The 23078-nt window shown below is 62.4% G+C and carries 31 protein-coding genes; 20 read left to right on the forward strand and 11 right to left on the reverse strand.

What is annotated here, in order from left to right:
- Nucleotides 1-18: 18 nt before the first annotated feature.
- Both AC0L2X_RS20235 and AC0L2X_RS20240 read left to right on the forward strand, forming a co-directional pair.
- Nucleotides 19-447 (forward strand): VOC family protein, encoded by a 429-nt coding sequence (locus AC0L2X_RS20235; protein WP_254819275.1) that lies wholly within the window; start codon nt 19-21, stop codon nt 445-447.
- Between the two features lie 78 nt (nt 448-525).
- On the forward strand, nt 526-879 hold the full coding sequence (locus AC0L2X_RS20240; RefSeq protein ID WP_473559043.1) for a DUF1428 domain-containing protein: 354 nt from the start codon (nt 526-528) through the stop codon (nt 877-879).
- Nucleotides 880-891: 12 nt separating this feature from the next.
- Here the strand turns inward: AC0L2X_RS20240 and AC0L2X_RS20245 are convergent, their stop codons facing one another.
- Both AC0L2X_RS20245 and AC0L2X_RS20250 read right to left on the reverse strand, forming a co-directional pair.
- Complete coding sequence (locus tag AC0L2X_RS20245) at nt 892-2526, reverse strand: tetratricopeptide repeat-containing sulfotransferase family protein (RefSeq protein WP_473559042.1); 1635 nt, start codon at nt 2524-2526, stop codon at nt 892-894.
- Nucleotides 2527-2708: 182 nt separating this feature from the next.
- Entirely contained in the window at nt 2709-2975 is a 267-nt protein-coding gene (locus AC0L2X_RS20250) for a DUF1488 family protein (protein WP_473559041.1), read from the reverse strand.
- 560 nt (nt 2976-3535) lie between these two features.
- Between AC0L2X_RS20250 and AC0L2X_RS20255 the strand changes: the two genes are divergently transcribed.
- Genes AC0L2X_RS20255 through AC0L2X_RS20270 form a run of 4 tightly spaced genes read left to right on the forward strand, consistent with a single transcriptional unit; the run spans nt 3536 to nt 4480 of the window.
- The gene (locus AC0L2X_RS20255) at nt 3536-3802 is read left to right on the forward strand and encodes a hypothetical protein (RefSeq protein WP_473559040.1); all 267 of its coding nucleotides are present in this window, start codon (nt 3536-3538) and stop codon (nt 3800-3802) included.
- Nucleotides 3799-4044 carry a hypothetical protein gene (locus tag AC0L2X_RS20260; RefSeq protein ID WP_352489017.1) on the forward strand — a complete coding sequence of 82 codons (246 nt, stop codon included), beginning with the start codon at nt 3799-3801 and terminating at the stop codon, nt 4042-4044. Before AC0L2X_RS20255 ends, AC0L2X_RS20260 begins: the two co-directional genes overlap by 4 nt.
- 38 nt (nt 4045-4082) lie before the next feature.
- Nucleotides 4083-4220, forward strand: coding sequence for a hypothetical protein (locus AC0L2X_RS20265; RefSeq protein WP_352489015.1), 138 nt, complete (start codon nt 4083-4085; stop codon nt 4218-4220).
- A 35-nt stretch (nt 4221-4255) separates the two neighbouring features.
- Nucleotides 4256-4480 carry a hypothetical protein gene (locus tag AC0L2X_RS20270; RefSeq protein ID WP_292661267.1) on the forward strand — a complete coding sequence of 75 codons (225 nt, stop codon included), beginning with the start codon at nt 4256-4258 and terminating at the stop codon, nt 4478-4480.
- 10 nt (nt 4481-4490) lie between these two features.
- On the opposite strand, the gene AC0L2X_RS20275 is transcribed toward AC0L2X_RS20270, so the two are convergent.
- Nucleotides 4491-4892 (reverse strand): Kazal-type serine protease inhibitor family protein, encoded by a 402-nt coding sequence (locus AC0L2X_RS20275; protein WP_473559037.1) that lies wholly within the window; start codon nt 4890-4892, stop codon nt 4491-4493.
- Between the two features lie 489 nt (nt 4893-5381).
- On the opposite strand from AC0L2X_RS20275, the gene AC0L2X_RS20280 reads away from it, so the two are divergent.
- The 3 genes from AC0L2X_RS20280 (at nt 5382) to AC0L2X_RS20290 (ending at nt 6638) form a co-directional block, all read left to right on the forward strand.
- On the forward strand, nt 5382-5594 hold the full coding sequence (locus AC0L2X_RS20280; RefSeq protein ID WP_006202520.1) for a cold-shock protein: 213 nt from the start codon (nt 5382-5384) through the stop codon (nt 5592-5594).
- 228 nt (nt 5595-5822) lie between these two features.
- Nucleotides 5823-6035, forward strand: a complete 213-nt coding sequence (locus AC0L2X_RS20285) for a cold-shock protein (RefSeq protein ID WP_006202521.1) — start codon at nt 5823-5825, stop codon at nt 6033-6035.
- A gap of 192 nt (nt 6036-6227) precedes the next feature.
- Nucleotides 6228-6638 (forward strand): BA14K family protein, encoded by a 411-nt coding sequence (locus tag AC0L2X_RS20290; RefSeq protein ID WP_023678410.1) that lies wholly within the window; start codon nt 6228-6230, stop codon nt 6636-6638.
- Nucleotides 6639-6707: 69 nt separating this feature from the next.
- Here AC0L2X_RS20290 and AC0L2X_RS20295 read toward each other — a convergent pair whose 3' ends face one another.
- The 3 genes from AC0L2X_RS20295 to AC0L2X_RS20305 all read right to left on the reverse strand — a co-directional run bounded on the left by AC0L2X_RS20295 (nt 6708) and on the right by AC0L2X_RS20305 (nt 8876).
- Nucleotides 6708-7349 carry an MBL fold metallo-hydrolase gene (locus AC0L2X_RS20295; RefSeq protein ID WP_352508119.1) on the reverse strand — a complete coding sequence of 214 codons (642 nt, stop codon included), beginning with the start codon at nt 7347-7349 and terminating at the stop codon, nt 6708-6710.
- A 176-nt stretch (nt 7350-7525) separates the two neighbouring features.
- Entirely contained in the window at nt 7526-7837 is a 312-nt protein-coding gene (locus tag AC0L2X_RS20300) for a hypothetical protein (protein ID WP_352450492.1), read from the reverse strand.
- A 145-nt stretch (nt 7838-7982) separates the two neighbouring features.
- On the reverse strand, nt 7983-8876 hold the full coding sequence (locus AC0L2X_RS20305) for a branched-chain amino acid aminotransferase (RefSeq protein WP_352489012.1): 894 nt from the start codon (nt 8874-8876) through the stop codon (nt 7983-7985).
- A gap of 249 nt (nt 8877-9125) precedes the next feature.
- On the opposite strand from AC0L2X_RS20305, the gene AC0L2X_RS20310 reads away from it, so the two are divergent.
- The 4 genes from AC0L2X_RS20310 to AC0L2X_RS20325 all read left to right on the forward strand — a co-directional run bounded on the left by AC0L2X_RS20310 (nt 9126) and on the right by AC0L2X_RS20325 (nt 13054).
- Nucleotides 9126-9653: a MarR family winged helix-turn-helix transcriptional regulator gene (locus AC0L2X_RS20310; RefSeq protein ID WP_023719182.1), complete on the forward strand. Its 528-nt coding sequence runs from the start codon at nt 9126-9128 to the stop codon at nt 9651-9653.
- Nucleotides 9640-10359, forward strand: a complete 720-nt coding sequence (locus tag AC0L2X_RS20315) for a response regulator (protein WP_023678415.1) — start codon at nt 9640-9642, stop codon at nt 10357-10359. Before AC0L2X_RS20310 ends, AC0L2X_RS20315 begins: the two co-directional genes overlap by 14 nt.
- A gap of 51 nt (nt 10360-10410) precedes the next feature.
- Nucleotides 10411-11826, forward strand: coding sequence for an ATP-binding protein (locus tag AC0L2X_RS20320; RefSeq protein WP_352489011.1), 1416 nt, complete (start codon nt 10411-10413; stop codon nt 11824-11826).
- Nucleotides 11827-12031: 205 nt separating this feature from the next.
- Complete coding sequence (locus AC0L2X_RS20325; protein ID WP_473559033.1) at nt 12032-13054, forward strand: glycosyltransferase family 4 protein; 1023 nt, start codon at nt 12032-12034, stop codon at nt 13052-13054.
- Between the two features lie 12 nt (nt 13055-13066).
- Here AC0L2X_RS20325 and AC0L2X_RS20330 read toward each other — a convergent pair whose 3' ends face one another.
- The 3 genes from AC0L2X_RS20330 to AC0L2X_RS20340 all read right to left on the reverse strand — a co-directional run bounded on the left by AC0L2X_RS20330 (nt 13067) and on the right by AC0L2X_RS20340 (nt 14567).
- Nucleotides 13067-13426, reverse strand: a complete 360-nt coding sequence (locus AC0L2X_RS20330; RefSeq protein WP_352489009.1) for a tRNA-binding protein — start codon at nt 13424-13426, stop codon at nt 13067-13069.
- Nucleotides 13427-13432: 6 nt separating this feature from the next.
- Nucleotides 13433-13933, reverse strand: coding sequence for a type III secretion system chaperone family protein (locus AC0L2X_RS20335; RefSeq protein ID WP_023678420.1), 501 nt, complete (start codon nt 13931-13933; stop codon nt 13433-13435).
- 331 nt (nt 13934-14264) lie between these two features.
- Nucleotides 14265-14567, reverse strand: a complete 303-nt coding sequence (locus AC0L2X_RS20340; RefSeq protein ID WP_352489138.1) for an accessory factor UbiK family protein — start codon at nt 14565-14567, stop codon at nt 14265-14267.
- 130 nt (nt 14568-14697) lie between these two features.
- Between AC0L2X_RS20340 and lgt the strand changes: the two genes are divergently transcribed.
- Nucleotides 14698-15549 (forward strand): prolipoprotein diacylglyceryl transferase, encoded by an 852-nt coding sequence (lgt, locus tag AC0L2X_RS20345; RefSeq protein WP_473559031.1) that lies wholly within the window; start codon nt 14698-14700, stop codon nt 15547-15549.
- Nucleotides 15546-16634, forward strand: a complete 1089-nt coding sequence (locus AC0L2X_RS20350; RefSeq protein WP_473559030.1) for a class I SAM-dependent methyltransferase — start codon at nt 15546-15548, stop codon at nt 16632-16634. Before lgt ends, AC0L2X_RS20350 begins: the two co-directional genes overlap by 4 nt.
- Nucleotides 16635-16671: 37 nt before the next feature.
- Here the strand turns inward: AC0L2X_RS20350 and AC0L2X_RS20355 are convergent, their stop codons facing one another.
- Entirely contained in the window at nt 16672-16851 is a 180-nt protein-coding gene (locus AC0L2X_RS20355; protein WP_473559029.1) for a hypothetical protein, read from the reverse strand.
- Here AC0L2X_RS20355 and pgeF point away from each other — a divergent pair.
- From pgeF to AC0L2X_RS20375, 4 genes are all read left to right on the forward strand, one after another.
- Entirely contained in the window at nt 16850-17638 is a 789-nt protein-coding gene (gene pgeF / locus AC0L2X_RS20360; protein WP_473559028.1) for a peptidoglycan editing factor PgeF, read from the forward strand. The genes AC0L2X_RS20355 and pgeF overlap by 2 nt on opposite strands.
- Nucleotides 17638-18789 carry a M24 family metallopeptidase gene (locus tag AC0L2X_RS20365; protein ID WP_473559027.1) on the forward strand — a complete coding sequence of 384 codons (1152 nt, stop codon included), beginning with the start codon at nt 17638-17640 and terminating at the stop codon, nt 18787-18789. Before pgeF ends, AC0L2X_RS20365 begins: the two co-directional genes overlap by 1 nt.
- A 54-nt stretch (nt 18790-18843) precedes the next feature.
- Complete coding sequence (locus tag AC0L2X_RS20370) at nt 18844-19464, forward strand: hypothetical protein (RefSeq protein WP_473559026.1); 621 nt, start codon at nt 18844-18846, stop codon at nt 19462-19464.
- Nucleotides 19465-19715: 251 nt separating this feature from the next.
- Complete coding sequence (locus tag AC0L2X_RS20375; protein WP_352489004.1) at nt 19716-20651, forward strand: ribose-phosphate pyrophosphokinase; 936 nt, start codon at nt 19716-19718, stop codon at nt 20649-20651.
- 100 nt (nt 20652-20751) lie between these two features.
- On the opposite strand, the gene AC0L2X_RS20380 is transcribed toward AC0L2X_RS20375, so the two are convergent.
- Complete coding sequence (locus AC0L2X_RS20380) at nt 20752-21633, reverse strand: AraC family transcriptional regulator (protein WP_473559024.1); 882 nt, start codon at nt 21631-21633, stop codon at nt 20752-20754.
- A gap of 128 nt (nt 21634-21761) precedes the next feature.
- Here AC0L2X_RS20380 and AC0L2X_RS20385 point away from each other — a divergent pair, with 128 nt between their 5' ends.
- Nucleotides 21762-23006 carry an MFS transporter gene (locus tag AC0L2X_RS20385; protein WP_473559022.1) on the forward strand — a complete coding sequence of 415 codons (1245 nt, stop codon included), beginning with the start codon at nt 21762-21764 and terminating at the stop codon, nt 23004-23006.
- The last annotated feature ends 72 nt before the right edge of the window (nt 23007-23078 follow it).

A 23078-nucleotide genomic window follows, 5' to 3' on the forward strand; every position in this document is an offset into this window, starting at 1 on the left:
CGCAAAGAGGAGCATGATATGAATGACCAGCCACAGACCCAGTCCGCCGCCAAAGTGCTTGGCGGATTGACGCCCTACCTTCAGTTGGACGGCGCTTTCAAAGCCGCAGAATTTTACCAAAAGGCCTTCGGTGCCGAGCAGGTCTTTGCCTATCCGCCGGATGAACAGGGCCGCACCATGCATATCCATCTCCACATCAACGGTTCGACCCTGATGCTTTCCGACTTCTATCCCGAGCATGGAATGGCCGCTGTGAAGCCGCAGGGCTACACCATGCAGCTCCATCTCGGCAGCGACGACATCGACGCCTGGTGGAAGCGGGCCATCGAGGCGGGCTGCGAGGAAGTCGTGCCGTTGCAGGTGATGTTCTGGGGTGACCGCTGGGGCAATATGCGTGATCCGTTCGGCGTCGAATGGGCAATGAACGCACCGGTGAAAGCAGCTTAACATCCAACACAGGCTGTGTTTGAAATCACCTCTCCCCGCTCTAGAGGGAGAGGAAAACAATCGCATGGAGGAAGACAGATGTCCTATGTCGACGGTTTCGTACTGGCCGTGCCCAAGGCAAATCTCGATGCCTACAAGAAAATGGCGCAGACGGCCGGCGCCGTCTGGAAGGAGCATGGCGCGTTGGCCTATGTCGAATGCATTGGCGACGACGTACCCTATGGCGAGCTCACCTCGTTCCCGCGCGCCGTGCAGGCCAAGGAAGACGAGGTCGTCGTCTTCTCCTGGATCGTCTATGAATCCAGGCAGAATCGTGACGCGGTGATGGCCAAGGTGATGGCCGATCCGCGCCTCAAGCCGGACTGGGAGACCATGCCGTTCGACGGCAAGCGCATGATCTTTGGCGGCTTCCAGCCGTTTTTGGAGCTGTAGGTCCGCAACGCATTACGCTAGTCGGTCGAGCAGCGGCTTCAGCCGGTCGCCATAGCGCTTCCACAGATCGACCGAGCCCTGATATATCGGCTGGCGCACCTGCGCGGCCGACGCCGTGCGCACCGGCCGGTCGGTGTTGTGGAACGACAGCACGGCGTCGTCCCACGGCAGGCCGAGATGGGCGATCAGCGCCCGCGACTGGCCTTCCTGGTCGGCGACGAAATCCTCGTAGCGAACGTCGTGCACGACACCAGGCAGCACGGCGTGCCAGTGCGCCATGATATCGGTGTAGAGATTGTGGAAATCGGCGAGCTCGCCGAGGTCGTAGCCGTAGCGGTGGCTGTCGCCGCGGAAATGCACCTTGTAGATCGACAGGCAGGTCGCCGCCGCATCGCGCGCGCAATGGATGATCTTGGCCTTCGGCAGCATCATATGGATGAAGCCGACCAAGAGGAAATTGCCGGGCATCTTGTCGGTGACGTGCCGAGAACCCGGATAGCGGGCGTGCAGCATGTCGAGATAGGCCTGGCCGGCCTCGGCATAGGCCTTGTCGGGCATGTCGGTGATGCCCCAGGGAAAGCCGCCCTTCATGCCGAGCGGAAACTGCTTGCCAACCGCCGTCTTCAAAATGCTGAGCTCGCCGGCGCCATAGACCTGCGGATGGCTGGCGATGATCTGCTCGACCAGCGTGGTGCCGGAACGCGGCATGCCGACGACGAAGATCGGCGTGGCGTCGGCGATCCCGCTCGGCCTGTGCTTTTCAAAAAAGGCCTTGTCGAACACCGCCTTCATCGCCTCGAACTCGCCGCGCGTCTTGCCGGCGTCGTAGTCGATGCCCTGGCGGCGGATCGCGTTGCCTTCGGCGAAATAGTCGAAGGCGCGGCCATATTCCCTGAGGTCGTCATTGGCCTTGCCGAGGCCGAAGGAAAGCTGCATGCGCGCCAGGCTGCCTTGCGGCGCCTTGGCGTGCTCCGCCTCCATGCGGGCAAGCTCGGCGTCGCGCTCCTCCTGGCGCTTGACCTGGGTGAGCATTAGCCAGGCTCTGGCCATGCCGGGATCCACCGCCAGCGCCTGCCTGAAAAGATCGGCAGCCTCGTCGAGATTGCCCTTTTCCATCAGCCCGACGCCCAAGCCGTGCAAAAGATCGGCATCCTTCGGCCGGATCGTCAGTGCCTCGCGAAAAACAGCCAGTGCCTCACCCAGCCGGCCCGCTTCCTGCAGCGTTTCGGCAAGCCCGACGCGGGCGCGGACATGGAACGGGTTGCGGCCGATCGTGCCGCGATAAATATCCTCGGCGCCTTCGAATCGGCCGAGCTGCTTCAGCGACGAGCCGAGATTGTCACGCGCCGCCAACTGCTCCGGCCGGATCGCCACCGCCTTGCGGAAGAGATCGGCGGCGGCCGCTACCCGGCCGAGGTCGCGCAGTACGGTGCCGAGATTGTTGAGGAAATCCGGATTGTTCGGCTGCAGACGCGCCGATTGTTCGATCAGCGCCAGCCCCTCGGCACTGCGCCCGGTCTGGTGCAGCAGAAGCCCGAGGAAATGCGCAGCAGCCGGGTGGTTGGGCTTTTGCGACAGCACCTGACGGTAAAGCGCCTCGGCTTCCTGCCGGCGCCCCGCCTGGTGCAACTGCAGCGCCTGCTGCACGTGCTGGTCGAGCCCCAGCGGCGGCTGTCCGCCTGAGCCGTAACGTGCGCCTGCCGGTCGTCTCGGATTTCTGTTGATGGGAAACCTGCCGTGTTGTCCGCCTGCCGCGATCTAGGCCATCGCTGCGGCACGTGCAAGAGCAGACGGCGGTCGTTGCGAAGCAAACCTCCGAACCCGGGAACTTACCGAAAGTCGGTCGGCGTCAGCACATACATGTTCTTGCGGCCGTGCGAGTAGGCTTGGCGCGCAATCTCGTGGATCGACGAACGCTTGGCGTCGAAGGCGTTGAGAAATTCGGCCTCGGCTCCGCTTGCAGCCGGGTTTGCCGCCGAAAGTGCCGCAACCTCGACAAAGAACGGGACTTCGAGCATGCCGTCATGGCCGACGAAACGAATGCGCTTGGCCGCCGCGTCATAGGAGCGGCTGGGGTTGGGAAAATTCAGCGTCATGGTTGCGCGTCAAATCAGGCGGTTGCTTTCGGCAAGCTGGCGCGCCCGCCGCGCTGTTCCGTCAGTGTCGGCAATTCTTCGCCTCGCCGCCTCGTCGCTTCTTATAGTGAGGCGCGGCGACAAGACCTTTATCGGCTTGGTGACGGGACTGACTGCAACTGTCGGGACATCAGGTGTTCTTGCGGAATTCATCACTCACATCCTTTGATACCTGGATAAATACAAATGCCGGAGGAATTTTTCCGGAAGTTCTTCAAACAAGTTTTGAGGTGCACCGGGATCGTATCATCGTTCTGCAGATAACTATAGAAAAGTAATTTTGCATTGGTAGGGGTAAGAGGCCGAAAACTTCTTGAATAAGCCGTATTTTCAGACTAATGGTATGAAACCGTTTTGGGTCATGCTTGGCCCCGCGGCGTCAGGGGTTCTCGGCCCGCCAAACTTATCCAAATCGCCGACACCTGGTACCGCAATGCAGGCTCCGCTTCCGGGGCAGGCCGGAAAGAAACTTCAAGGCACGAGAAACTTCAAGGCACAAGCGAGAACTTCGAGGCACAAGAATGTCTGCTCGCACCACCCATTCCATCGCGCATTTCGCGGCACCGTTCGTGCTTGGCGGGCTGGATGGCGTGCAGCCGGCCGGCGACTATGACATCGACCACGACGAAGAGCTGATCGACGGCATGTCGTGGCCTGCCTGGCGCCGCGTCGCCACTTTCATCCATCTGCCGGCAAGGACAGTGAAAAGCGCGACCAGCCAGCTTGTCGCCATTGACCATGCCGAGCTCGACGCAGCGCTTCAGCACGACCAGGAGAACGCCACATGATCCGCTTCCAGCAGAGTGCGCGGCGCACGGACACGCCGGCGCATATCTTCACCGTCGGCCAGACCGTCCGTATGAAGAGCCGCACCGGCCTTGCCCAAAAGACCGCGGAGCTGTTCCAGATCAAGAGCCGGCTGCCGGTCAAGGACGGCTCGCCGCAATATCGCATCCGCAGCGATCAGGAGACCTATGAGCGGGTCACCACGGAAGACAATCTCGAACCGGTCGACAACCCGGCCAACTGATCCGAAAGCAATCCGCAACACGTATAAGGGATCAGAAAATGGCCAAGGGTCAACAGCGCAGCAATCGCGAGACGCGCAAGCCCAAGAAGGACAAGGTGGCGGCAAAACCGGCCTCGCCCTTCGGCTCGGCGGTCAAGCAGGCGGAGACCGCTGTGAAACCCAGGTCCAAAGGCTAGGGTTCGATCGCACGACAATCTGCCTGGAGGCGTGCTTGAACTTCGTCATCGAGTTCTACCGCTCGCGCGATGCCGACGAAGCGATACTCGATCGAGTGTCGCTCGAGGCACCGAACCTGCGCGCCGCCCTGCAAGGCGCCGCCACGCTGCTTCACACGCTGATGATGCCGCAGATCCCCGATCGCCTGCGCATCTCCAACGAAGACGGCGCCGAGCTCTACGTCGGCCCCGCCGATGGTGCCTATCCGGACGAACAGTGAGGCCGGTGCGCTAGCAAGGCCCGTCATCGACGACGCGATAATCCGCGGCGCGGGCTTCGCATTCGTTGGGGAATGTGCGCAGTTCGCCATGGCGACGGGCACAGACCGGGCGGTATTCGCGGGTGCAGAATGTCTGCTCCTCACCACCACCGCCGCCGCCGCGGCACTCGCCCTCGCGAATGATGCGGTATCCGGCCCGTTCGGCAAGGCAGGCATTGGCAAAGGTCTGGCGGTCGCCGCCGCGCCGGGCACAGACCGGGTCATATTGCTTGGTGCAGAATTGCGGCCCCGGCCGTGGCGGGCGCGGCCCCGCCCCCTCATCATCCACCACGACGGTGCAGGCTGCGAGAATTGCCGACAGGAACAGGATGGAAAAAACCTGCCGCGGAAAGATTGCCGCAAGAAGCCGCATGAATGTTCCCTCCCCTCGAAACTCCTGCCTGCACAAATGGTGCCTGGGTCAGGCCGATCCTCGTCATTCCGCTGCTAAATGCAACCCCTGTTTGCAACTGGCGAGCCAGGGCGGTACGGCGGCGCAAGCCAAGACAGCACCTGTCCCGCTTGCTGGACCATGCCTGGGTGAAGTCTGGCCGATGACCGCGCGGAGAACCGGGACTATCGGTGCGATGCGTCGGGATGCGCCCGTTGGGCCGCCCGCGGCTCTATCTTGCAAGCATCACGTTTCCGTGCGATAAATTTTGTGTTCGGGCATTTGCGACCCGGAGAGCGGAACGTTTTGGACGACCTTTCCCCGATACTGTGAATCTCTGACAGCCCCGTTTTCGGCGGGGGGTTTTACCATGCGCCAATGCATGACTGCCGAAGCAACCACCGGGACTTGCCCACGGCGCCAGGCGCGGGCGGAACCACCAAGACTGACACGGGTGAAGGAGTTTCCCCAATGGCCCAGACCGGCACCGTTAAATTCTTCAACGCTACCAAAGGCTTCGGCTTCATCACGCCCGATGGCGGCGCCAAGGATGTGTTCGTCCACATCTCGGCGATCGAGGCTTCCGGGCTGCGCACGCTCGTCGACGGTCAGAAGGTCACCTTCGATGTCGAGCCCGACCGTATGGGCAAGGGTCCGAAAGCGGTCAATCTCCGCGCTGCCTGAAACCACAGCGTGCCGCGCGTCCTTTCGGGGTGTGAGGATGCTGCAAGGCTTTGGAGTGAACTTGGATTCTGTAAAGGCGCGGCGGTTTTCGTCGCGCCTTTTGTGTTCCGGGATGCTTGCTGGTGCCCGCAAAACTTTCTCTTGCCGATGGCACTAAAATAAAGGACAAATTTCCCTCCGGGCATTTGCCGGCCCGAGACTGGACTTGTGGGATCAAAGGAGCTTCCCATGCCGCAGACCGGCACCGTCAAATTCTTCAATCACGCCAAGGGCTTCGGCTTCATCACGCCGGACGACGGGGCAAAAGATGTCTTCGTCCATATTTCGGCCGTGCAGGCGTCGGGTCTTCCCGGTCTTGAGGATGGGCAGAAAGTGACATTCGACACCGAGCCGGACAAGCGCGGCAAGGGTCCGAAAGCCGTCAACCTGTCGATCGGCTGAACCAGCCCTGGGCAGAATGGACGTGGGCCGGTCTGGTCTGCGGAGTTTGCCGCACGCTTGAATCGCCCAGTTAGATGAACCGCCCGGTCAAAGTTCGTTCAGCCCCCGTTCAGCCACGGTCGCATATTAATCTTCGTTAAAGCCGGACCGCATCCCCCGAAAACGACCCGGGCCGGCACGAAGGAGACCGACATGAACCGAATTTTCAAGACTGCCATCCTGTCCGCCGCGGTTGTTGCGACCACACTTGCGACCTTGCCCGCGGCCAATGCCGACGAATGGCGTCATCACCGCCGCCACCACGGCCACGGCGACGCCGTTGCCGCCGGCGTGCTCGGCCTTGCGGCCGGTGCCCTGATCGGCGGTGCCCTCGCCAGTCCGCAGCCCCGCTATTACGATCCGGCCTATGATGATGAGTACTACCGGCCTGCCCCGGTGCGCCGTTATTACGTACAGCCGCGAGTAGCCTATGCCGAAAGCTATGCGGAGCCGTGGACCCGCGGCTGGTACGAATACTGCTCGGACCGCTACCGGAGCTTCAACGCGCGTACCGGCACGTTCACCGGCTATGACGGCGAACAGCATTTCTGCACCGCCAATTAACGGAGGCAGTTTCCCGCCGGAAAGAAGCGCGGTCGCACAGGCCGCGCTTTTTGTTTCCGGCAAGCGGTTTCAGATCAGGAACGGATTGCTCCGCCGCTCCTCACCGAAGCGGCCGCCGGGACCATGGCCGCAGATGAAGCCTATGTCGTCGCCCAACGGCAAAAGCTTCTCCTTGATCGAGGCGATCAGCGCGGCGTGATCGCCGCCCGGCAGGTCAGTGCGGCCGACCGAACCGCGGAACAGCACGTCGCCGACATGGGCGAACTTCGCCGCCCGGTTATAGTAGACGACGTGGCCGGGTGCGTGGCCCGGACAATGGAGCACCTCAAACACATGTGAGCCAAACGAAACGGTCTCGCCTTCGGCAAGGAACCGGTCAGGGACACAGTTGCGCACGGGATCGGTGATGCCGTAGCGCTTTGCCTGGTTCTCGAGATTGGCGAGCAGTGGCCGGTCGGCGGCATGCGGGCCGATGATCTCGATACCGAGCGCCTCCTTCAGTTCCATGGCCCCGCCGGCATGGTCGATATGGCCGTGCGTGATCCAGATCGCGCCGGCAGTGATCGCATTGTCCTCGAGCGCCGCCAGCACCTTGTCGATGTCGCCGCCCGGATCGATGACAACGCCTTGCCTGTCGTCCATGTCGAAGAGGATGGTGCAATTCTGCTGGAACGGGGTGACCGGCACGATGCCGGCGTTGAGCTGACCCATATTCGTCCTTTCACGCTGTCGGAGCGCTGCGCGCCCCCTCGAACGCGTCAGGGAAGCCCTAACCTTGAATCAGGCCCTGATGTAGAGACACACGCGAACGGCGTCCACCGCTCCCACAAACGGCAAACGAAATGGGCGGCTGAAGCCGCCCATTTGAAAACCTGAAACGTCGAAGCTTATTTCTTCATCGCGTTCATGACCGCACCGATGATGCCGGTCAGGATGGCGCCACCGCCGGCACCGCCAACGATATTTGAAATGTTCAACGCGCTGCCGGCCCCTGCCGCCGTGGCGGCTGCTGCCGGATCGACCGAGCCACCCAGCAGACTGTTGAGGATGGCCGCACCGCCGACGCCGCCGACAGCGCCGCCCAGGATTTTGGTAAGCTGCCCCATCGCCGCAGTCTTGATAGCCGCACCCACCGCCTGACCACCGATGATGCCCGTAATCACCTGAATAATGATCGGAAGAAGCGTGTTCATATCCATATTTCCAGTCCCTCCATAGCCGCCAGCCTCCCAGGCCGACGCTATCATGAGACGCCGAATTGAATGAAAGTCAAATGCGCAAACGCTTAAATAAAAGGGGCGGCCCGAAAACCGCCCCTACTTGATAAAAAACCTGTGACTTTCGTTATTCTGCTGCAATCGCGTGGTTGGGTTGAACCGCCGCAGAATAGTCGTTCATCAATGTCTTGGCGATATCGCCGACCTCGAATCGGTAGGGACCGATCTCCGAAACCGGCGTCACCTCGGCTGCCGTCCCGGTGAGGAAGCACTGCTGGAAGCCTTCAAGCTCTTCCGGCATGATGGCGCGCTCGATCACCTCCAAACCACGGTCCTTGGCAAGGCCGATGACCGTGCGGCGGGTGATGCCGTCGAGGAAGCAATCGGGTTTGGGCGTATGGATCTTGCCGTCCTTGACGAAGAAGATGTTGGCACCTGTCGCTTCCGCCACCTGGCCACGCCAGTCGAGCATCATGGCGTCGGCATAGCCCTTGGCCTCGGCGGCATGCTTGGACATGGTGCAGATCATGTAGAGGCCGGCCGCCTTTGATTTCGACGGTGCGGTGCGCGGGTCGGGGCGGCGCCATTCGGCCATGTCGAGGCGGATGCCCTTGAGCTTCTGCGCCGGGTCGAAATAGCTCGGCCACTGCCAGATTGCGATGGCGCAGTTGATCCGGCTGTTCTGTGCGGAAACGCCCATCTGTTCACTGCCGCGCCATGCGATCGGCCGGACATAGGCGTCCTGGAAACCTTGCTTCTTCAACAGCGTACGGCAGGCGTCGTCGATCTCGGCGACCGAGTAGGGTATCTTGAAGCCAAGCAGGCGCGCCGATTCATGCAGGCGTTCGGTGTGGTCGGTCAGCTTGAAAATTTCGCCGCCATAGGCGCGCTCGCCCTCGAATACCGCGCTGGCGTAGTGCAGCCCGTGGGTCAAGACGTGGATCTTGGCGTCGGCCCATTTGACGAATTCGCCGTTCATCCAGATAAAGCCGTCCAGTTGGTCGAAGGGAACGGATGCCATGGTAACCTCCCGCGGGCGGCAGCCCGCACATCATTGTGTCGTTGCGTGTTTCGTTTCGGCCGCTGCAGGCCGCCATTGTCCTAAAGCGTAGGCGGATATTTAAGGTCTGGCAAACTCAGGAAGTTCCGGAAAAAACGGCTTCGCTTGCCTTTTCGTTCGCAATCCGCCGAAAAGCTTGCCAAAAATTACCATCACGCGGAAAATACGTCAATAGTGCTGACATAATTTCCTGCTTCACACGGAGAGAAGATGACGAGCCACGCAGCCGCAGAGCCGATCAGGACGGCGATCACCGACGAGGACGGCATCGATTTCGCCATCATCGAGCTGTTCTTCTTCGCCTATCGCGACTTTACCTCCGATCCGGACCAGATCCTGGCCGATTACGGTTTTGGCCGTGCCCATCACCGGGTGCTGCATTTCGTCAATCGCCGGCCCGGTCTGACGGTCGCCGAACTCCTCGACGTGCTCAAGATCACCAAGCAGAGCCTGGCGCGCGTGCTCAAGCAACTGATCGACACCGACCATATCGTGCAATTGCAGGGCCCTCGCGACCGCCGCCAGCGCGAACTCTACCCGACGGCCAAGGGCCGTGCGCTGGCGCTGGCGCTGGCGCGGCCACAGTCGCGCCGCATCCATGCTGCATTGGAAGATTCCGGAGCCACCGAACGCGCCGTTATCGAACGGTTCCTGGAAGCGATGGTCAATCCGGAACTAAGGGCGCAGATCGACATTGTGCCCGCAAAGATGTCAGGGAAAAGCCATGGAGACCATTGAGAGGGTTGATCATCCGACAGCACCGGAAGACGATGCGCCGCATCTGCTTGTGGTCGATGACGACACCCGTATCCGCAATCTTCTGAAACAGTATCTGACCGAAAACGGCTTTCGCGTTACCGTCGCCGGAAATTCCGGAGAGGCGCGGCGCAAGCTCGCCGGCCTCGACTTCGATCTGATCGTGCTCGACGTCATGATGCCGGGTGAAAGCGGCGTCGATCTCACCAAGGCGCTGCGGGCGGAGAAAAACGTGCCGATCCTGATGCTCACCGCACTGTCCGAAACCGACAGCCGGATCACCGGGCTCGAGGCCGGCGCCGACGACTATCTGCCTAAACCGTTCGACCCGCGCGAACTGATCCTGCGCATCAACAATATCCTGCGCCGCGGCGGTCCCGCGACGACGCCCAAGGTCGAACAGCTGGTCTTCGGCCCCTATACGTTCCAGATCGCCAGGCGTGAGCTGAAGCGCGGCGGCGAGGCGCTCAAGCTGACCGACCGCGAGCAGGAGATCCTGGCGATCTTCGCAGCGCGTGCCGGCGAGACGATACCGCGGCATGAGCTTGTCGGCGACGAGTCCGAGGTCGGCGAGCGCACGATCGACGTCCAGATCAACCGGCTGCGCCGCAAGATCGAACGCGATCCGTCCAATCCGGTGTGGCTGCAGACAGTGCGCGGTATTGGGTATCGGCTCAGCGTGGAATAGAATGCCGCCGACAGCGGTCCTTTGCCGGGCCGCCGGTGAGCGAAAAGACGAATGGCGACCACGCAACTCGAACGGCCGGGAGATGGCGGCTTGAGCGCTCGCGCGACGCGGGCGCTCAAGGCCGTGCCGCGCGCTTGGAACCGTTTCTGGCGCCTCGTGTCGCTTTACATGCCGAAGCGGCTCTATGCCCGCTCGCTGATCATCGTCATCGCGCCGATGATCATGCTGCAGTCGGTCGTCGCCTTTGTTTTCATGGAGCGCCACTGGCAGACCGTGACGCAGCGCCTGTCGCAGGCCACGGTGCGCGACATCGCCGCCATTATCGACCTGATAGAGACCTATCCGCACGACGCTGATTACGCCAACGTCATTCGCATCGCCCAGGATCGCATGCAGCTGAAGGTCGACCTCCTGCCACCCGACCCGCTGCCGCCACCCGGGCCAAAGCCGTTCTTCTCGATTCTCGACGAGATCCTTTCGTCCGAGATCACCCGCCAGATCAACCGTCCGTTCTGGATCGATACCGTCGGCAATTCCAATATCGTCGAGGTCCGCGTCCAGCTCGAGAACAAGGTGCTGCGCGTCTTCGTGCGCCGCAGCCAGGCCTATGCATCGAACACCCATATTTTCCTGATCTGGATGGTTGGCACCTCGCTGGTGCTGCTGATGATCGCCATTCCCTTCCTGCGCAACCAGATCCGGCCGATTCTGACGCTGGCCGAGGCGGCCGAGAGTTTCGGCAAAGGCCGGCCGATGCCGCGCGATTTTCGCCCGCGCGGAGCTGAGGAAGTCCGCCGCGCCGGCTTTGCCTTCATCCAGATGCGCGAACGCATCGAACGCCAGCTCGAGCAGCGTACCGCCATGCTGAGCGGCGTCAGCCACGATCTGAGGACCATCCTCACCCGCTTCAAGCTACAATTGGCGCTTGCCGGGACCAAGGCGGCCGATACCCAGGCACTCGACCAGGACATCGACGACATGCAGTCGATGCTGGAAGGCTACCTTGCCTTTGCACGCGGCGAAGCGTCGGAAGACGCCGGTCAGTTCGATCTCGAAGCCTTCTTCGACAAGCTTCGCGAGGAAGCCGCGCTGCGCAAGCGCAAGCTATCGACCGTGCTTGTCGGCGATCCGCATGTGCATGTGCGCCCCAATGCCTTTGCCCGGCTGCTGTCCAACGTCGTCGGCAATGCATTCCGCTATGCCAAGACGGTGGAGATCAATGCCAGTCATGGTCGCGGTTCGCTGCTCGTCACCATCGACGATGACGGCCCGGGCATTCCGCCCGAAAAGCGGGAGGATGTATTCAAGCCTTTCGTGCGGCTGGACGAGGCCCGCAACCTGGACGCCAGCGGCACCGGCCTTGGCCTCTCCATCGCACGCGACATTGCCCGCAGCCATGGCGGCGACATCGCCCTCGAACGCAGCCCGCTCGGCGGCCTTCGGGCGGTGATCAAGGTCCCGGCTTGACGGCAGCGAGACCCGGCCTTCATCGGCCCGTCACGAAACCATGGTGAAGAGCGCCAATGAAGCGCGCGATTCTGATTGATTCGGCCCTGCGGCCTCATTTCGACCCCGCGCCGGCCCGGGTGCGCCGGTGCGAGGCCAGAGCTGCGGCGTGGTCGCCGTTCAGGTATCGCGGCAAGGCAATCAAGCTCTCCGCCAAGGGACCGCCATGCGCATCCTGATGGTCACCGACGCCTGGCGCCCGCAAGTCAACGGCGTCGTCCACACGCTGGAGCGTCTCTCGGAGACCCTGAAATCCTTCGATGTCGAGACGGACTTCCTGACGCCGAACATCTTTCGCACCCTGCCTCTGCCGACCTATCCCGATATCAGGCTGGCGCTGACGACGCCGCACCGCGTGGCGCAGCTGATCGAGGCACGCAAGGTGGACCACATCCATATCGTCACCGAAGGACCGCTCGGCATTATGGCCCGGCGCTACTGCCGCAACGCCGGCCGCCCGTTCACGACCAGCTATCACACACGTTTTCCGGAATATCTGAGCGCGCGCCTGCCGGTGCCTGAAGCATGGGCCTATCGCTGGCTGCGCGATTTCCACAATTCCGGGCAGGGCACGCTGGTCGCCACACAGTCGCTTGCCGACGATCTTGCGGCGCGCGGCTTCACGAAGCTCCGGCCGTGGACGCGCGGCGTCGACACTGATCATTTTCGGCCGGACAAAAGAAAAGACCTGGGATTTCCCGGACCGATCTTCCTCTGCGTCGGCCGCGTCGCGATCGAAAAGAACCTGCCGGCCTTCCTCGACCTCGACCTGCCGGGCAGCAAGGTGGTCGTAGGCGAAGGGCCGGAATTGGCGAAGCTGAAGGCCAGATATCCCCATGCCCATTTCCTCGGCCATCGCCCGAACGACGAACTGGCCGAGATCTACGCTTCGGCCGATGTTTTCGTCTTCCCCAGCCGCACCGACACATTCGGCAACGTCATCATAGAGGCGCTGGCCAGCGGCACGCCGGTCGCAGCCTATCCAGTCACCGGTCCGATCGATATTGTGGGTGACGGCATCGGCGGTGCGGTATCGGACGACCTGCGGCAAGCAGCGCTCGCGGCCCTTCACGTCGACCGCGCCGAGGCGCGGCAACGCGCGATGCGCTACAGCTGGAAGGCCTGCGCGGAAATGTTCATGGAAACGGTCGAAGAAGCGCTCGGTACCACGCGTAAACTGGCCGCCTGAGCAAAAGCGCAGTTAAAACAATCTGCCGCCGTCCGGCACCCTGCGCTCGATCGCGCCGAGGACGACGGCGCCCTCTTCGTCGGGAAAGCCGAGCGCCAGCACTTCCGACATGAATGGCCCGATCTGGCGAGGCGGGAAATTGACCACAGCGAACACCTGCCGGCCGATCAAGGTTTCGGGCGTATAGTATTTCGTGATCTGGGCCGAGGATTTCTTCACCCCGATCACGGGACCAAAGTCGATTTTCAACTTGATCGCCGGCTTGCGCGCCTCGGGAAAAGGCTCGGCCTCGACGATCGTGCCGGCGCGGATGTCGATGCGGTCGAAATCGGCAAAGCTGATCTCGGGTTTTCGCGCGTTGCTCGAACTCATCGTCGGTCAGGCGTTTCCGTAGGTTTCGAACAGCACGCCGGCCAGCGCATCCTTGGCCGAAGTGCCTGACCAGACGACGAACTGGAACGCCTGGAAATAGCATTCGCAGGCTTCCAGCGCCGACGACAGCAGCACCTCGACCTGCTGGCTCGACGGCTCGACCCCACCGGCCAGCAGCAGCGACTGGCGGAACATGATGGCGCCTTCCTGCTCCCAGAGGTCGAAATGGCCAAACAGCATCTGCTCGTTGATCAGCGAAAGCAGCCGCATCACCTCGAGCGCGCGCGCCTCAGGCACCTTGATGTCGAAGGCGCAGGCCAGGTGCAGCGCCTCGTAGTCCTCCATCCAGGAGAATGAAACGTGGTAGTCGGTCCAGCTTCCGGCAACCGAAATCGAGATCTCGTCGTCGCCGGCCCGTTCGAAGGACCAGTCGTTGTTGTGCGCCACCTGCTCGATAACATCCACCGGATGGATTTCGCGGGAGAATTCGAGTTCGAGAAGTTCCATGAAATGCTTCCTGTCGTTCTGGGAGCGCCACCACACGCTCCGCGGGAGAGGCACACTCGAACAATTCTGCCTAGAACTCGGACGGCCAGGACTTCGTCAACGCAAAGACCCCGGACCGGACCCCACCGCCCGGCGCATGACCCTGCTCCGAATCATGCAACAAATTCAGTCTATTGATCGGGAGTCGCGTGACCAGCCAAATTTTTCGCACTGCGTCATTCGCATGTGGAAAGCCACTGTCACAAAGATTCACGCAGTACCGGTAAGCGATTCACGACAAAGCGCTTTTTGCGATCCGGCTTTGTGGAAAAGTTTAATGATTTATTTCTTGTTATTTTTTTGCACGCGGCTTTGCCGCAGCCGCAGGCGCTGCTTGACCGGTCAATTCGGCAAGCCTGGCCTCGAGCGCCTCGATGCGAGCGGCGAGGCGGGTGTTTTCTTCCCTGGCCTTCGCCGCCATGTCGCGAGCGGCCTCGAATTCCTCGCGCTGCACCACGTCCATGGAGTTGAGTATGCGCTCGGCCTGACCCCTGAAGGCGGTCTCCACCTCGCGCCGCACGCCTTGCGCGGCACCGGCTGCGTCGGTCATCAACTTGGCGAATTCATCGAGAATGCGGTTCGGTCCGTTCGCCATGGCAAATCCTCGCTTGGTGGAATTGACGTAGTGGCGCACGATGCGGAATGCAAGCATACGCTTGCCTTGACCCTGTCAAAAGCCTGCCGCATGGTCCGCGCCCGAACCTGATTGGAACCCGGAGACCCTGTTGAGCGAATATTTGCTGCCGCTGGCCGCCCTGCCCTTTCCCAACATCGACCCGGTCATCGTCAGGATCGGACCACTGGCGGTGCATTGGTACGGCGTCGGCTACATCGTCGGCATTCTGTTCGCCTGGTGGTATGCCAAGCGCCTCGTCACCAACCCGAAACTCTGGCCCGACGGCGCCCTGCCGATGAAGCCCGTCGACCTCGACGACTTCATCGTCTGGGCAGCCATTGGTGTGGTGCTCGGCGGACGCACCGGCTACGTGCTGTTCTACGACCTGCCGCGCTACATTGCCAATCCGCTCGATATCGTCGCCGTCTGGCAGGGCGGCATGTCGTTTCATGGCGGCCTGCTCGGCGTCATTCTCGCAATGACGCTGTTTTCCCGGTCTCGCGGCATCCGCACATGGTCGCTGTTCGACGTGGTTGCCGCCGGCGTGCCGGTGGGGCTTGGCCTCGTTCGCCTGGCAAACTTCATCAATTCCGAACTATGGGGCCGGCCGACCGACGTTCCGTGGGCATTCGAATTCCCCAATGGCGGCCCATTTGCACGCCATCCAAGCCAGATCTACGAGGCGCTGCTCGAAGGGCTGGTGTTGTTCCTTGTCCTGCGCTTCCTCACCCATTCGCGGCTCAAGCTGAAGACGCCGCGCTTCGTCGGCGGCGCCTTCATCGCCGGCTATGGCGCCTCGCGCATCTTCGTCGAATTCTTTCGCGAGCCCGACCAGCAGCTCGGCTACCTCCTTGGCACGAGCTGGCTGACTATGGGAATGGTGCTGTCACTGCCGATGGTGCTGGCCGGCATCGGGGCGATGGCTACAGCCAAGCCGGTGACAAAATCGCAGCTGGCATGACGCGGCTGAAGACCCGCATCGCCGAGCTGATCGGTGCGGTGGGCCCGATCCCCATCAGCGAATACATGGCGCTCTGCCTGTTCGATCCACAGGATGGCTATTACACGACACGCGAGCCGTTCGGCGCCGCCGGCGACTTCGTCACCGCGCCGGAGATCAGCCAGATGTTCGGCGAGCTGGTCGCCGTCTGGCTCTACCAGGCGTGGCTGGCAATCGGCCGGCCGACGCCGGTCGCCATCGCCGAAATAGGCCCCGGCCGCGGCACGCTGATGAGAGATATGCTGCGCACGCTTTCGCGGCTCGATCCAGCGCTTACCGCCAGCGCATCGTTCGCCTTGATCGAGACCAGTCCGCGGTTGACTGAGATCCAGAAACGGACGCTTGCCGGGACGTCGGTCAGCATCGCCTGGCATGAGAGCATCGATACACTACCGCAGGGGCAGCTTCTGATTGTTGGTAACGAGCTGTTTGACGCGGTGCCCATCCGCCAGTTCGTCCGCGCTGGAGCCGGCTGGCGCGAACGGATGATCGGTCTCGACGATGCGAACCGGCTGCGCTTTTTCGTCGGCGCCGGCTCGCTCGACCCGATGCTCCTGCCGGAGGGTGCCGAGAATGCGCCGCAAGGTGCCATCGTCGAGGTGGCGCCAGACCGCGCCGCCCTGATGGCGGCCATCGCCGGGCGACTTGCCGGATTTGGCGGCGCCGGCCTGTTTCTCGACTACGGTCACTTCCAGCCCGGGATCGGCGACACCTTGCAGGCCTTGCGCAAGCACGGTCATGAGGACGTGCTGGCCAATCCGGGGCAGGCCGATCTCACCGCCCATGTCGATTTCGCTGCCCTCGCGGCAACCGTTCGGGCACACGGCCTCGATGCCCACCTCTCAACGCAAGGTGAATTCCTGCTCAAGATGGGGCTTCTCGAACGGGCTGGCCGGCTCGGCGCCAATGCGGATGAGGCAGCTCGCGAAAAGATAGCGGCCGACGTCGAGCGCCTCGCCGGCCCGCTGGCCATGGGCGAACTCTTCAAGGTGCTTGCCGTCCTCCCCGCCGGCATTGCCGTTCCGCCGTTTCCAAGCACGGATTGACTTTTCGCTGCCGCCTCTCCCACTCTCCCATCTCCGGCTAGCGCCCGACATCAACGGCGCCAGCCTTAACTGACCAGCCTTCAACTGCGCCCGTCTTCAACTCGCCGGTCTTCAACTCACCCGTTTTCAACTCGCCGGTCTTCAACTCACCCGTTTTCAACTCGCCGGTCTTCAACTCGCTTGACGAAATCGTCCATACGGACAACAAAGCCGCCATGCTGAATCAGACCAAACCGGATCCCGTTCGGTCGCCCTTGCTGGAAACGGCGCAAGGCATCCGCCACGGCTACTTCACACGCGTCGGCGGCATTTCCAGCGGCATCTACCGGGGCCTCAACATCGGCACCGGCTCGAGCGATGACCAGACGCTGGTGCGCGAGAATCGCCGCCGGGTCGCCGAATGGATGGGCGTGCCTGCAAACCATCTGCTGACCGCTCACCAGGTTCATTCGCCGGACGTCGCCATTGCCAGGGAGGTTTTTGCCGGCGAGCGGCCCAAGGCCGACGCCATCGTCACCGACCGGCCGGGCATTGCCGTCGGTGCCTCGACCGCCGATTGCGGACCGGTCCTCTTCGCCGACGCCGAGGCGCGCATTATCGGCGCCGCCCATGCCGGCTGGAAAGGCGCTTTCACCGGAGTGCTGGAAAACACCATCGCGGCAATGGAAAGCCTCGGCGCCCGGCGCGACCGCATCGTCGCAGTGCTCGGTCCTTCCATCGGCCCACGGAATTACGAGGTCGGACCGGAATTCGTCGCCCGTTTCGTCGACGCCGATGCCGGCAATGCTCGCTATTTCGCGCCCTCCGCAAATGCCGGACACGCGATGTTCGATCTCAACCGCTACACGGTCGACCGACTGACCAAGGCTGGCGTCAACGCTGAAGGACTTGGCCGCTGCACCTATGCCGAGGAAGAGCTTTTCTACTCCTATCGGCGCAGCACGCATCGCAACGAGCCCGACTACGGGCGGCAGGTTTCGGCAATCGTTTTGGAGGCTGACTGATGGCGCTGCATTTCGAACGCTCGGAATTCGACGCGCGGCGCGATCGACTGATGATCGAGATCGCCGAAAAGAAGCTCGACGCCGTCCTGCTGTTTGCCCAGGAAAGCATGTATTGGCTAACCGGCTACGACACCTTCGGCTTCTGCTTTTTCCAGTGCCTGGTGGTCAAGGCCGACGGCTCGATGGTGCTGCTGACGCGTTCGGCCGACTTGCGCCAGGCGCGCCACACCTCGATCATCGACAATATCGTTTTGTGGACGGACCGCAACGGCGCCAATCCGGCGGTAGACCTGCGCAATCTGCTCAACGAGCTTGACCTGCTCGGCGCCCGGATCGGCGTCGAATACGACACCCACGGCCTGACAGCCTATAATGGCCGGCGCCTCGACGAGCAGTTGCAGACCTTCGGGCAGATCGCGGATGCCTCTGGCATTGTCAGCCGGCTACGGCTGTTCAAGAGCCCGGCAGAAATCGCCAAGGCGGAAAAAGCCGCAAATCTGGCCGACGACGCGCTGGACGCAGCACTGCCGCTGATCAAGCAGGGCGGCGATGAGGCGCTGATCCTGGCCGCCATGCAAGGTGCGATCTTTGCCGGCGGCGGCGATTATCCGGCCAACGAGTTCATCATCGGCTCCGGAGTCGACGCCCTGCTTTGCCGCTACAAGGCCGGTCGCCGCAAGCTCACCAAGAACGACCAGCTGACGCTCGAATGGGCCGGTGTCTTCCACCACTACCATGCGGCAATGATGCGCACGGTGTTGACCGGCAAGGTATCGAAACGCCACCAGGAATTGTTCGATGCCGCCCGCGCCGCGCTACTTGCAGTCGAGAAGGCGATGACGCCCGGTAATACGTTCGGCGACGTGTTCGACGCCCATGCCCGCACCCTCGAAGCCCACAATTTGACCAAGCACCGGCTCAATGCCTGCGGCTATTCGCTCGGCGCCCGCTTCACCCCGTCCTGGATGGATATGCCGATGTTCTATCAGGGTAATCCCGAAGCGATTGCGCCGAACATGACGCTGTTCGCCCATATGATCATCATGGACTCCGAAACCGAAACCGCGATGACGCTTGGCCGCACCTATCTGACGACCGAATCCCAGCCGAGGCCGCTGTCCCGCCATGATCTCGACTTGATCGTGCAGTGAATCCATAATGGAGAGAGTGTGAGGGGCGTTCGTCGCCAAGGAGTTTTCAGGCTAATGAGACGATCGCATGTGACGACCGTGTCATTGCTCGTGGCGCTGGCACTGGCGGCCTGCACCAATGCGAAGGACGTTCTCGAACCCTCGGCCATTGCCCCGCAGTCGACGCAATCGCTCTCCGGAGCCGGAGGTGCCGCAACGCCCCCCGCGACCCCGGCTCAGCCTGCCGGCACCGCGCAAACTGCAGGTACAGCGCAGCCTTCCGCTGCAGCGGCCGTGCCGCCCGCCAAAAGCGCGGCTGCCATTGCGCGGACCCGGCTGCAGGTGGCGCCGATCGTCGGCGCCTCGGTAGAAGCCGCGACACCGCTGACTGCCGAGCTTCAGACACGCGCCAGGCAGCGCGGCATCACGTTGGCCGGCAGCACCGACCAGACCCCAACGCATGTGCTCAAGGGCTATTTCTCGACCATGACGGAAGGCAAGGACACCACCGTCATCTACGTCTGGGACATCTATGACCCGGCCGGCAACCGGCTGCATCGCATCAATGGCCAGCAGAAGGCGCCCTCCGTCGGCGGCGGCGAAGGCTGGGCGGCGGTCGCGCCGGCGACCATGCAGGCAATTGCCGACCAGACAATCGACCAGTTCGCCACCTGGCTTGGCGGCGGCGCCGGCTGACCTGGAGCATGATTCCGAAAAGTGGAATCCGGTTTTCGGAAAGATCATGCTCAAACACAAAGATAGCGCCAGCCCGATTCCGCCGGCATGGAACTGGCTCTATCGCCGCATGCTCAAGCCGTAAGCGTTTATTGAGATTAGCCGGCGGATTCCCATTCACGACGCTTGCAATACCGGCGCGGGCCGCTAAAAGCCCGACTAAGAGGCTGGAGTGCTATCGGAGTCTCTCAATCCTTCGCCAGGAACGGTGCATGAAGCTCTTCGCGGGCAATTCCAACAGGGTGCTGGCCGAATCAGTCGCCCGCTACCTCAACATTCCGCTGGGCAAGGCCAGTGTCAGGCGCTTCGCCGACCAGGAAATCTTCGTCGAGATCCAGGAGAACGTGCGCGGCGAGGACGTCTTCATCCTGCAATCCACCTCGTTCCCGACCAACGATCATCTGATGGAACTGCTCATCATGATCGACGCCTTCATGCGCTCCTCGGCCAAGCGCATCACTGCGGTTATTCCTTATTTCGGCTATGCCAGGCAGGACCGCCGCGCCTCCGGCCGCACACCGATCTCGGCCAAGCTGGTCGCCAACATGATCACCAGGGCGGGCGTCGACCGGGTGCTGACCCTGGATCTCCATGCCGGCCAGATTCAAGGCTTCTTCGACATCCCGACCGACAATCTGTTTTCCGTGCCGGTCATGGCCCGCGACGTAAAGGCAAAATACAAGCAGCTTGCCAATGTCATGGTGGTGTCGCCGGATGTCGGCGGCGTGGTCCGCGCCCGCGCGCTCGCCAAGCGCATCGACGCCCAACTTGCCATCGTCGACAAGCGCCGCGAGCGCCCCGGCGAATCGGAAGTCATGAACGTCATCGGTGACGTGCGCGGCAAGGATTGCCTGTTGATCGACGACATCATCGATTCGGGCGGCACGCTGTGCAATGCGGCCGATGCGCTGCTTGCCGACGGCGCCACCAGTGTCACCGCCTATACTACCCATGGCGTTTTGTCCGGCGGTGCCATCGCCCGCATCGGCGCCTCGAAACTGCAGGAATTGGTCATTACCGATTCCATCCAGCCGACCCAGGCAGTGCTCGACGCCACCAATATCCGCGTCATCTCCATCGCCGAACTGATGGGCGAGGCGATCTCGCGCACGGCGACCGAGGAATCGGTGTCGAGCCTGTTCGATTAATGCGTGTCGCGCAAAACTGTGCAGCGGTTTTGCGATAACGAAATGCATAAAAACAAGAACCCAAAGCGCGGCGCATGAGGCCGGCCGAACGCGACGCCCTTTAGGGCTGCGACTCAGGCCGAGCTGGACCGCTTATTCGTCGCACACCTTCGCCAGCATCACGGGCGCCCTGCATATAACCGCGTGGCGAGGCTCCCAGCATGCGCTTGAACATGGTGATGAACGCCGGCACGCTGTCATAGCCGAGATCGAGCGCCACCCTCGTGATCGGCTCGCCGTCGGCCAGCCGTGGCAACGCCGCGAACAGGCAGGCCTGCTGACGCCAGGTCGACAGCGACAATCCGGTCTGGCGGTGGAACGCGCGGGTGAAAGAGCGGCGGCTCATGCCGACGATAGCGGCCCATTCATCGATCGTCGCATGCGGTGATGGTGCCGAGACGAAGCGCCGGCACAGCGCCGCCAGCCTTGCATCGGACGGGAACGGAAGGCCGAGCGGCCGTTCCGGCAGGTTCGGGATTTCGTGCAGCAGGAGCTTCATGATCAGCCCACCCCGCCCCTCCAACTCGGCGCCTTGCGGCAGCTTTTCCGATTCCACGATCAGACTGTGCATCAGGTCGGTGATGCCGACGACGCGCAACCCGTCAGGCAGGCCCGGAATGGCCTCCGGCATCACATAGACGGACCGCATGCTGACGTCGCCCAGCATCTCGACGGAATGTTCGGTGCCGGCGGGGATCCACATGGCGTGGTCGGGGGGCACCATCCAGCGCCCATGCCGCGTCGTCACCAGCACGACACCGACCAGCGCGTGCAGCAACTGGCTGCGGCTATGATGGTGCCGTGGCACGTGATAGCCGTCCGGATATTCGGTCGGCAGCGCCACCGCCGGCCCGACGGCCTGCTCCAGCCATTGCCAGCGACGCTCATGCAACAGCCCGAGATCGGTATCGCCCGCTCTGAACATTTCCCTGCCATGCGGCATCAGCTATGGCCCACTTGCGAAACTATTGGACCAAACCACGAAAGAAGTCGCGTGACAAGCAACGTATAAGGCAGCCGGCCCATAAGACCGCCTGCGGGAGCGCCCGCCAAAAGACCACGGAGCCTGCCTTGACCGATACCACAGCAACCGCCGACGCCAAGCCGGCAGCGGCCAGCCACATTTCAGCTCAGGCGACGGCCTTCACCGTCATCCTGGCGGTGAGCTTCTGCCACTGCATCAACGACATCATGCAGTCGTTGCTGTCGGCGATCTATCCGCTGCTGAAGGACAATTACGGCCTCGATTTCTGGCAGATCGGCCTTTTGACTTTCACCTTCCAGGTGACGGCATCCTTGCTGCAGCCGGTGATCGGCATGATCACCGACAAGCGGCCGATGCCTTATTCGTTGCCATACGGCATGGCCTCTTCGCTGATCGGCCTGGTCGTGCTGGCCTATGCCGGACATTATTCGCTGCTCCTGATCGGCGCCTCGCTGATCGGCATCGGCTCGGCAATCTTCCACCCGGAATCCTCGCGCATCGCCCGCTTCGCTTCCGGCGGCAGGTTCGGTCTTGCGCAGTCGCTGTTCCAGGTCGGTGGCAATTTCGGCCAGGCGATGGGGCCGCTGCTGGCAGCCTTCATCGTCGTGCCTTTCGGCCAGACCAGTATTGCGTGGTTCGCAGGCGGCTCGCTGGTCGGCATCGTCGTGCTGTGGCAGGTCGGCGGCTGGTACAGCCGCCTGCGTGCCGCGCAGAGCACCCGCAAGGCGGCAGGCTTCGTCTCGCCCTTCCCCCGCCGCAAGGTGATGGGCGCGCTGCTGGTGCTTACCTTGCTGGTGCTGACGAAGAACGCCTACATCGCCAGCCTGTCCAGCTACTACACCTTCTATGCCATCCATAAATTCGGCGTTTCGGTGCAGATGTCGCAGGTCATGCTGTTCCTGTTCCTCGGCGCCTCGGCCCTTGGCATCCTGCTCGGCGGCCCGTTCGGCGACCGCTACGGGCAGAAGGCGATGATCTGGTTCTCGATCGTCGGCGTGCTGCCCTTCACCCTGGCCTTGCCCTACGCCAATTTCGAGTGGACGATGGTTCTCACCGTGCTGATCGGCCTGATCCTGTCCTCGGCCTTCTCGAATATCGTCGTCTTCGCCCAGGAACTGGTGCCCGGCCGGGTCGGCATGATCGCCGGCATCTTTTTCGGCTTCGCCTTCGGCATGGGCGGCATCGCCGCCGCCGTGCTTGGCGTCGTCGCCGACATGAAAGGCATCGATTTCGTCTTCCAGGTCTGCTCGTATTTGCCGCTACTCGGGCTACTGACGGTCCTCCTGCCTAACATGAAGGAAGCGAGGAAGGTGGAGGCGGCGGCCAGCTAATCAGTTCATCTTTCGGAATTGATACGAGGGCGCGGCAGTTGCCGCGCCCTCGATGATTCTTTCACCACACGC

It is taken from the genome of Mesorhizobium sp. WSM4828 (assembly GCF_055811175.1).